A 444-nucleotide genomic window follows, 5' to 3' on the forward strand; every position below is an offset into this window, starting at 1 on the left:
CCGCCCGGCACCTCTTCCCAGACTCAGCCGGACGGCCGGTCCGTCTATTCCGTTTTTCCTTCTAGGCTAGGCCAGCGGGGCATCGCCCCTCTCTGCGCGCGCCCGCCCTATCAGTCCCGGCGTCAGGTCGAGCTCGCCGAGCGGCACGTCCTCCACGCCGTAGGCGTCCAGCAGCGCCGCCGCGTCGTCCCCGAGCATCGCCCTGAAGGCGCGGGCGGGCGTCGCGAAGCCGAGCGCGCCGCGGGGCTCGGAGTTCACGTGCGACATGGCCAGCGCCAGGTCGGCCGGGGAGAGCCGGTCGAACCTGATTCCGGCGCCCTTGGGCAGCAGCTTCCTTATCTCGACGTGGTTGCGCTCGCAGGCGCCCTTCTGGTCGCTTCGCCCGGGGTCGCAGTAGAACAGCCTCGTCTCGCCCGGCCCCTCGCCGAGCAGCGCCGCGATCGC

The 444-nt window shown here is 72.3% G+C and carries 1 pseudogene; it reads right to left on the reverse strand.

Going from position 1 to position 444, the window contains the following annotated elements:
- Window positions 1–66: 66 nt before the first annotated feature.
- A pseudogene (locus KSY82_RS10240) lies at window positions 67–444 on the reverse strand (IS30 family transposase); the annotation flags it as partial.

The sequence above is a fragment of the Collinsella aerofaciens genome, assembly GCF_019131995.1.
Lineage (GTDB): Bacteria > Actinomycetota > Coriobacteriia > Coriobacteriales > Coriobacteriaceae > Collinsella > Collinsella aerofaciens_S.